This is a genomic window from Promineifilum sp. (SeqCode), from assembly GCF_041918635.1.
GTDB lineage: Bacteria > Chloroflexota > Anaerolineae > Promineifilales > Promineifilaceae > Promineifilum.
In genome coordinates this window covers 1-7,054 of the sequence record NZ_JAYRVJ010000594.1, presented here as the reverse complement: position 1 = coordinate 7,054, position 7,054 = coordinate 1, and the positions used below count along the sequence as shown (strand labels likewise).

The following is a 7,054-nucleotide window of genomic DNA, read 5'->3' as shown; positions in this document are numbered from 1 at the left end:
GGCGCTGGCGCGGCGGCGCGCGGCCGAGCTTTTCGCCGCCAACGGCATCAGCGCCGACAACCTCTACGTCAACGTTCAGCCCCTCAGCGGCGCGCCGGCCAACAGCGCCGTCTACACCGCGCTGCTCCAGCCGGGCGATACTATTCTGGGCCTGAACCTCAACGACGGCGGCCACCTGACCCACGGCTCGCCGGTCAACCGTTCCGGCAAGGTCTACAAGGGTGTGCCCTACTTCGTAGACCCGGAAACGGAAGTGCTGGACTATGACGCCATTGAGCGGCTGGCGCTGGAACACAAGCCGCAGATCATCGTTGCCGGCTATTCGGCCTACCCGCTGATCATCGACTGGCAGCGCTTCCGCGAGATCGCCGACAAGGTGGGGGCCTACCTGCTGGCCGACATCGCCCACATCTCCGGCCTCGTCGCCGCCGGCGTCCATCCCAGCCCTATCGGCATCGCCGATGTCGTCTCCACGACCACCCACAAGAGTCTGTGCGGGCCGCGCGGGGCCATGCTGATGACCCACCGGCGCGATCTGTTCCGCAAGATCGACCGGGCCGTCTTCCCCGGCGAGCAGGGCGGGCCGCACCTGAACACCATCGCCGCGCTGGCCGTGGCGCTGAAGCTGGCGCGGACGGAGCAGTTCCGCACGCTCCAGCAGCGCATCGTCGCCAACGCCAAGCGGCTGGCCGAGCAGTTCCAGGCCCACGGCATCCGCGTCGTTGGCGGGGGCAGCGAGAACCACCTGCTACTGATTGACACCAAGAGCGTTAGCCACGATGGCGTCCATCTTTCCGGCGACATGGGCTCGCGCATCCTCGACCTGACTGGTATCGTCGTCAACCGCAACACCATCCCCGGCGACAAGGGCGCGCTGACGCCCACCGGCATCCGCATCGGCACAGTCTGGATCAGCCAACTGGGCTTCGGCGACCACGAGGTTGACCGGCTGGCCGAGGCGATGGCGACCGTGCTGAAGGGCTGTACGCCCTACCGCGCCATCGGCTCGGGCGGCAAGGAGCAGTTGCGGGCGCGCGTCGATTACGCGGCGTTGAAGCGCGGGCGGCAGATCGTCCGCGAGTTGCGCGGCGTGGCGGCTGCCCCGGCGGGCACAGCCGTCACCGTGCGCGGCGAGGACGCGCCGGTCTTCCTCAACCACGCCCTGACCAGCGACGTGGCCGCGCTGGGCGAAGGGGAAAGCCAGCCGACGCACCTCTTCGGCCCGGATATTGACCTGGGGGCGACGCTGGAGCGGCTGGACGCCGGCCACTACGCGCTCCACTTCGACGCGGCCGAGGACGCGGCCGAGGCGGCCATGTGGCTGCAAGACCTGGCCGACGGCTACGTCCAGTTCGAGGACGTGTACGCCCGGCTGCCCGGGCCGCTGGTCGTCGAGGTGGTCCCGACGACGCTCGGCGGCGCGGTGGAAAACTTCATGGCGCGGGCCGTGGCCGCGGTGCGCCCCGACGCCCCGCAGGGCAGCGCCTTTGCCGATAGCAAGCCGTACTTCATCGGTCGCGAGCGCCGGCCGGCGGGCGAGCCGCTGCCTCCCTTCCGTTGGGAGGAGCCGCTCGATCCGCCGATCAAGGTGACGCCGCTGCACGAGACGCACAAGGGAATGGGCGCGCGCATGGTTCCCTTCGCCGGCTACGACATGCCGGTCTGGTACACCAGCGTCGGCGAGGAGCACGCCGCCGTCCGGCAGACGGCCGGGCTGTTCGACGTGACCCACATGGGCGTGTTCGACGCCAGCGGGCCGCACGCCCTGGAGTTCCTCAACACTGTCACTGGCAACGACGTGGCCGCGCTGGCCGTGGGCGAATCGCAGTATAGCCACTTCCTGATGCCCGATGGCGACGTGATCGATGACCTGATGGTCTACCGCGTGGACGAGCAGCGCTATCTGGTCGTCGTCAACGCCTCGAACAACGACAAGGATTGGGCCTGGCTCAATGCCGTCAATCGGGGTGAGGTGATGATCGACGTGGCGCGGCCGTGGGCGCGCATCCAGCACCCGGCCGTCCTGCGCGACCTGCGCGACCCGCAACACGGCGCGGAGCGCCGGGTGGATATCGCCCTGCAGGGGCCGCGCTCGACGGACGTGCTGGTGGCTTTGTCGGGTAACGACGCGGCCTTCGCCAAGCGGCTGAAGGCGCTGCCCTGGGCCGGGGTGCTGTGCGCCCAGCCGTCGGGCTTCGACCTGATCATCTCGCGCACCGGCTACACCGGCGAGCGCGTGGCCTACGAGCTGTTCATCCATCCCGACCGGGCGGTTGACCTGTGGAATGCGCTGCTGGCCGCCGGCGAGCCGCTGGGCCTGAAGCCTTGCGGCCTGGCCGCGCGCGACAGCACGCGGACGGAGGCCGGCCTGCCGCTCTACGGCCACGAGATGGCCGGGACGCTGGGGCTGAACCCGGCCGACGCCGGCTTCGGCAGCTTCGTCAAGACCTACAAGCCGTTCTTCGTCGGCCGCGCCGCTTTCCTGGCGCATGAGGCGCAGCGGGAGAACATCCTGGTGCGCTTCCGCATGAACGAGAAGGGCGTGCGCCGGCCGGAGTCGGGCGACCCGGTGCTGGATCGACGCGGCAAAGTCATCGGCCGCGTCACCAGTTGCGCCATCGACAGCGAGGGGTATCTGTTGGGCCAGGCGATTGTGCCCACCAGTTTGAGCGAGCCGGGGATGGCGTTGGCCGTCTACCAGTTGGGCGGCGGGACGCGGCCCATCAAGGCCCCGGAGCGCACCGAGCTGGGCAGCCGCCTGCCTATGCCCGACGCGGCGACCGTGCTTACGCGCTTCCCCGAGCGGAAGAAGTAAGAGTTATCATCCGCAGATTACGCAGATTTGGCAGATTTCAGAAATTCGCTCCATGGGTTTTTTCTTAATCTGCGAAATCTGCGTAATCTGCGGATAACCCCCTCTTCAATTGACATGGGTCTGACAAGTGGATAGGATCGGGATTCACAGCAGACGAGGAGTGGACAATGCGGCGCGAAGTGTTAACCTGGTCTGACGTCGACAAGCTCATCGATTACCTGGTGCCGCAGATTCGCGGACGGTTCGATTCGATGGTCATCATCACCCGCGGCGGCATCGTACCGGGCGGGATGCTGGCCGAAGCGCTCGACATCACCTACATCCTGACGGCCTCCGTGCGTTTTCCATCGGACTTTCCCGGCATGCAGCCGGAAATGGTCAAGTACGCCATCCCGGAGTTTATCCAGTTCCCGGCCGACGAGACCTTGCGCGGCCGGCGCGTGCTGGTGGTGGATGACGTCTGGACGAAGGGGCGCAACAGCGTCACCGTCGCCAACCGGGTGGACGCCGCGGGCGGCATCCCGGAGATCTGCGTCCTGCACTATAAGCCATCCTATTCGCTCTACCCCGGTTACGCGCCGACGTACTACGCCGCCGTGACCGACGCCTACATCATCTACCCCTGGGAGCTTGACCGCGGGCCGGAGATGTTGGGGGCGTGGAATTGAGCAGTGGTCAGTAAGCAGTGATCAATATCAAGAACTGATCACTGCTTACTGACCACTAACCACTAAATCTGAGAAATCTGTGGATTCTCCCCCCTGAGTCGTTGCTCGGGCTGCCCCGATGGGCTATGATTGGCCCGTTAACAATGAATGCGCCCATGAACCCGGTGATCACTGGGTCCCTGGCGGCGGAAGCCGTCGAACCGTGTCAGGTCCGGAAGGAAGCAGCACTAAGGCGTCTCTTCCGGGTGCCCAGGACAACCTGGTCGGTCACCGGGCTCATGGGCGCATTCTGCTTAGTCGCTGGTGGTTGGTCGTTGGTGACCTGTGAGCCAGCGCCCCCCTTCTCCCCTTGAATAGTAAGCAAAGCGCTCGATTAAAGCTGGTTGGCGTTGCCGTGGCGCTGAATTTGGCGTTAGCGGCCGTGGGCTGCCGGCCGGCGGAGTTGACCTACACCATCCAGGATGGTGGGACGGCCGTGCCGGTCGTTGGCCGGTATGAGACGGTGGGCCAGGTGCTAGCGGCGGCCGGGCTGGCGCTGGATGAGGCCGACCGCGTCTCGCCCGCCGCCGACGCCCCGGCCGACCCGGCCACGCCTATCGCCATCGACCGCGCGGCCGAGGTGACGGTACTGGCGCTCGACGGCGAAATGACCTACCACACGCAGCAGGAGACCCTGGGCGGCTTCCTGGGCGAGATCAACCTCGCGCCGCCGCCGGGGACGCGCCTGCTGGCCGACGGCCTGCCGGTGGAGGACACGTCGCGCGACCAACCTCTGCCCGCCCACCTCGTCGTCGATCCGTACAAGACGGTGTTCATCGTTGACGGCGCGGAGCGCCGCCACTGGCGGACGACGGCGCTGACGGTCGGCGAGGCGCTATTGGAAGTGGGCGTACATCTGGCCGCGCTGGACACGGTGACGCCGCCGCGCGAGGCAGCGCTGTCGCCTGACATGACCATCACCATCGAGCGCGCCGCGCCCTACGTCGTCACCGCCGACGGCCAGACGGTCGAGGTGCGCAGCGGCGCAACGGTCGTGCGCGACGTGCTGGCCGACAACGGCATCGCCCTGGGGCCGCTCGACTACGCCCGGCCGGCGCTGGACGCGGCCGTGCAGCCCGGCGACGCCATCGAGGTCGTTCGTGTCACCGAGCGCATCGACGCCGAGGACATCCCCATCGACTTCGAGACGGTCTATGAGCCGGCGGCCGATCTGGAGATCGACACCATCGTCCAGGCCAGCCAGGGCAGCCCCGGTGTGCTCCAACGCCGCACGCGCGTGCGGCTGGAGAACGGGGTGGAAGTCTTGCGGACGCCGGACGGGGAGAGCATCACCGTCGCGCCGGTCAACCACGTCATCCGTTATGGGACGAACATCGTCATGCGCACCATCGACACGCCCAACGGGCCGGTGGAGTACTGGCGCAAGGTCAACATGCGCGTCACGTCCTACACCGCCGCCAGCTCCGGCAAGGCCCCCGACGATCCCAACTACGGCATCACCGCCAGCGGGGCCAAGGCGGGCACGGGCGTCGTGGCGATCGACCCGACCGTCGTGCCCTTCCGGAGCTACGTCTTCGTGCCCGGCTACGGCGTGGCCTACGCCGGCGACACGGGCGGCGGGATCAAGGGGCGCTTCATTGACCTGGGGTATAATGAGGGGGAGTTCAAGTCCTGGCGGGGCACAGTCGATGTCTACTTCCTCGGCCCGCCGCCGCCGGCGGACAAGATTCGGTGGATACTGCCGTAAGCAGTCAGCAGTAAGAAGTGTTCAGTAGGTCGGTGCTCAGTCGATCAGTATTCGGTGATGGCGAGGCCGTCATTGCTCACTGAATACTGACTCACTGAATCACTGACCTACGGGCCTACTAATAACCATGCACCCCAAGGTGATCCTCGACCAATATGGCCTTAGCCCCAAGCAAAGCCTCGGCCAGAACTTCCTGCACGACGAAGGGCTGCTGGCGCGGATCGCCGCGGCGGCCGAAATCGCGCCGGAGGATGAGGTACTGGAGGTTGGCCCAGGGCTGGGGGCGCTGACGCGCCAACTGTGCCGGCTGGCGCGGCGGGTGGTGGCGGTGGAACTGGACGGGCGGTTGCTGCCGGCGCTGGAGGGGCAATTGGCCGGCTGCGCCAACGTCGAACTCGTCCACGCCGACGTGCTGTCGCTCGACCCGACCGACTGGTTCGCCAGGCCCTATGCCGTCGTCGCCAACGTGCCCTACTACATCACCGGGGCCATCCTGCGCCATCTGCTGGAGAGCCATCCCCGGCCGCGCCGTCTGGTGCTGACCGTCCAGCGCGAAGTGGCCGACCGGCTGACGGCCAGGCCGCCGCAGATGAGCCTGCTGGCGGTCAGCGTGCAGTACTATGGGCGGGTAAGGCTGGTGAGCGCGATCAAGGCGGGGGCGTTCTGGCCGCGGCCGGACGTGGACTCGGCCGTGGTGCGCATCGACGTGGACGAGGCGCGCCTGGGCGAGGGGGACGCCGCCGGCGAGCGCGCCTTCTTCCGCGTCGTCCGCGCCGGCTTCAGCGAGAAGCGCAAGCAGCTCAAGAACAACCTGCGGCAGCTGGGGCTGGACGACGAGGCTATCGCCGCGGCGCTGGCGGCCGCGGGCATTGACGGACGGCGGCGGGCGGAGACGTTGGGGGTGGGGGAGTGGGAGCGACTGATCGGTGAGCTATCAGTCGGTAATTAGTACGATTCTACATCTGTCTGCCGAAAATCGTTGCCGACGCAGAGTAACGGCATTCTCGCTGTTTTAGCCATTGCGTAGGCCATGCAATCTCCGAAGTTTAGTGCAGCCGGATGTCGCCCCTAGCCATACTTCATCCAGGCCGTGACTGCTGCGCTGTAGTGCGCTTCAGTAAAGGGATAACCGTGACGTGTCTTTCCTCAATAAAACGCGCCAGCTGTCCTCGCGCGTCACGTTTCATTCGTGCAGAAAGCTCAATTGCCGACTCTACAAGAGTTGGAGCGCCAATCCCAATTGTCTTTGCCTCTGTCAAACGTTGAATTAGCTCTTCGTAGCCGGGCTCTTTAATAAAGAGCGCGACGACAGCGGAGGAATCGAGGATCATACACCTATCTCCCCGTATCCTAAGATGGCTTCTCCTCGGCTTTTGTCAGTTGTGTTCCTAAAAGCTCGGGCGGTACGGTAGACCAGATCTCATCATTGAGGAAGGCCAAGAATTGCGCTTCATCTTGGGGCACTATAGTTTGCATGACGAGCCGCTGGCGTCGCTCTTCTAGCGCCTTACGCACGGCTTCGGTCTTGGTCTCACCTGTCATCTGGACAACCTCGTCCAGTAACTTTTCTACGTCGGGATTCTTAAGATTTACAGACATTGACATACTCCTAGATAAGGACACCAAATTCTGTAATCCGTCAACCATTCTTTAATTTATGCGCGGTATTGTCCAGAGAAGTCCTACCCCGCCATCATCCCCCACACCACATTCGCCACAATCAACAGCGCGAACATGATCGCCGCCAGGATGAACACCCGCCGCAGGTCGCCGGTGATGTAGGCGTACTCCTCTTCCAGTTCCTCCGATGCCGCCTGGGCGCGG

General features: G+C 65.6%; 6 protein-coding genes and 1 other RNA gene. 5 read left to right on the top strand and 2 right to left on the bottom strand.

The annotated features are described in order from the left end of the window. From gcvT to rsmA, 5 genes are all read left to right on the top strand, one after another. Positions 1-2,815 (top strand): glycine cleavage system aminomethyltransferase GcvT (gene gcvT, locus ACE3UY_RS17600; RefSeq protein ID WP_374688793.1); only part of this gene is annotated, 2,815 nt, incomplete at its 5' end. A gap of 167 nt (positions 2,816-2,982) precedes the next feature. Then, positions 2,983-3,483 carry a phosphoribosyltransferase gene (locus ACE3UY_RS17595; RefSeq protein ID WP_374688792.1) on the top strand — a complete coding sequence of 167 codons (501 nt, stop codon included), beginning with the start codon at positions 2,983-2,985 and terminating at the stop codon, positions 3,481-3,483. A gap of 169 nt (positions 3,484-3,652) precedes the next feature. Continuing rightward, an RNA gene (gene ffs, locus ACE3UY_RS17590) (signal recognition particle sRNA small type) lies at positions 3,653-3,751 on the top strand. A 126-nt stretch (positions 3,752-3,877) separates the two neighbouring features. Then, positions 3,878-5,230 carry a ubiquitin-like domain-containing protein gene (locus ACE3UY_RS17585; RefSeq protein ID WP_374688791.1) on the top strand — a complete coding sequence of 451 codons (1,353 nt, stop codon included), beginning with the start codon at positions 3,878-3,880 and terminating at the stop codon, positions 5,228-5,230. Between the two features lie 127 nt (positions 5,231-5,357). After that, on the top strand, positions 5,358-6,179 hold the full coding sequence (rsmA, locus tag ACE3UY_RS17580; protein WP_374688790.1) for a 16S rRNA (adenine(1518)-N(6)/adenine(1519)-N(6))-dimethyltransferase RsmA: 822 nt from the start codon (positions 5,358-5,360) through the stop codon (positions 6,177-6,179). A gap of 130 nt (positions 6,180-6,309) precedes the next feature. Here the strand turns inward: rsmA and ACE3UY_RS17575 are convergent, their stop codons facing one another. Continuing rightward, positions 6,310-6,561: a type II toxin-antitoxin system VapC family toxin gene (locus ACE3UY_RS17575; RefSeq protein ID WP_374688789.1), complete on the bottom strand. Its 252-nt coding sequence runs from the start codon at positions 6,559-6,561 to the stop codon at positions 6,310-6,312. A 19-nt stretch (positions 6,562-6,580) separates the two neighbouring features. Beyond that, positions 6,581-6,829 (bottom strand): type II toxin-antitoxin system VapB family antitoxin, encoded by a 249-nt coding sequence (locus ACE3UY_RS17570; RefSeq protein WP_374688788.1) that lies wholly within the window; start codon positions 6,827-6,829, stop codon positions 6,581-6,583. Between the last annotated feature and the right edge of the window lie 225 nt (positions 6,830-7,054).

What these genes read in the sequence shown, in the direction of transcription:
- ACE3UY_RS17575 (WP_374688789.1), bottom strand. Translation starts at nt 6,561, where the DNA reads ATGATCCTCGATTCCTCCGCTGTCGTCGCGCTCTTTATTAAAGAGCCC.
- ACE3UY_RS17595 (WP_374688792.1), top strand. Translation starts at nt 2,983, where the DNA reads ATGCGGCGCGAAGTGTTAACCTGGTCTGACGTCGACAAGCTCATCGAT.
- rsmA (WP_374688790.1), top strand. Translation starts at nt 5,358, where the DNA reads ATGCACCCCAAGGTGATCCTCGACCAATATGGCCTTAGCCCCAAGCAA.
- ACE3UY_RS17570 (WP_374688788.1), bottom strand. Translation starts at nt 6,829, where the DNA reads ATGTCTGTAAATCTTAAGAATCCCGACGTAGAAAAGTTACTGGACGAG.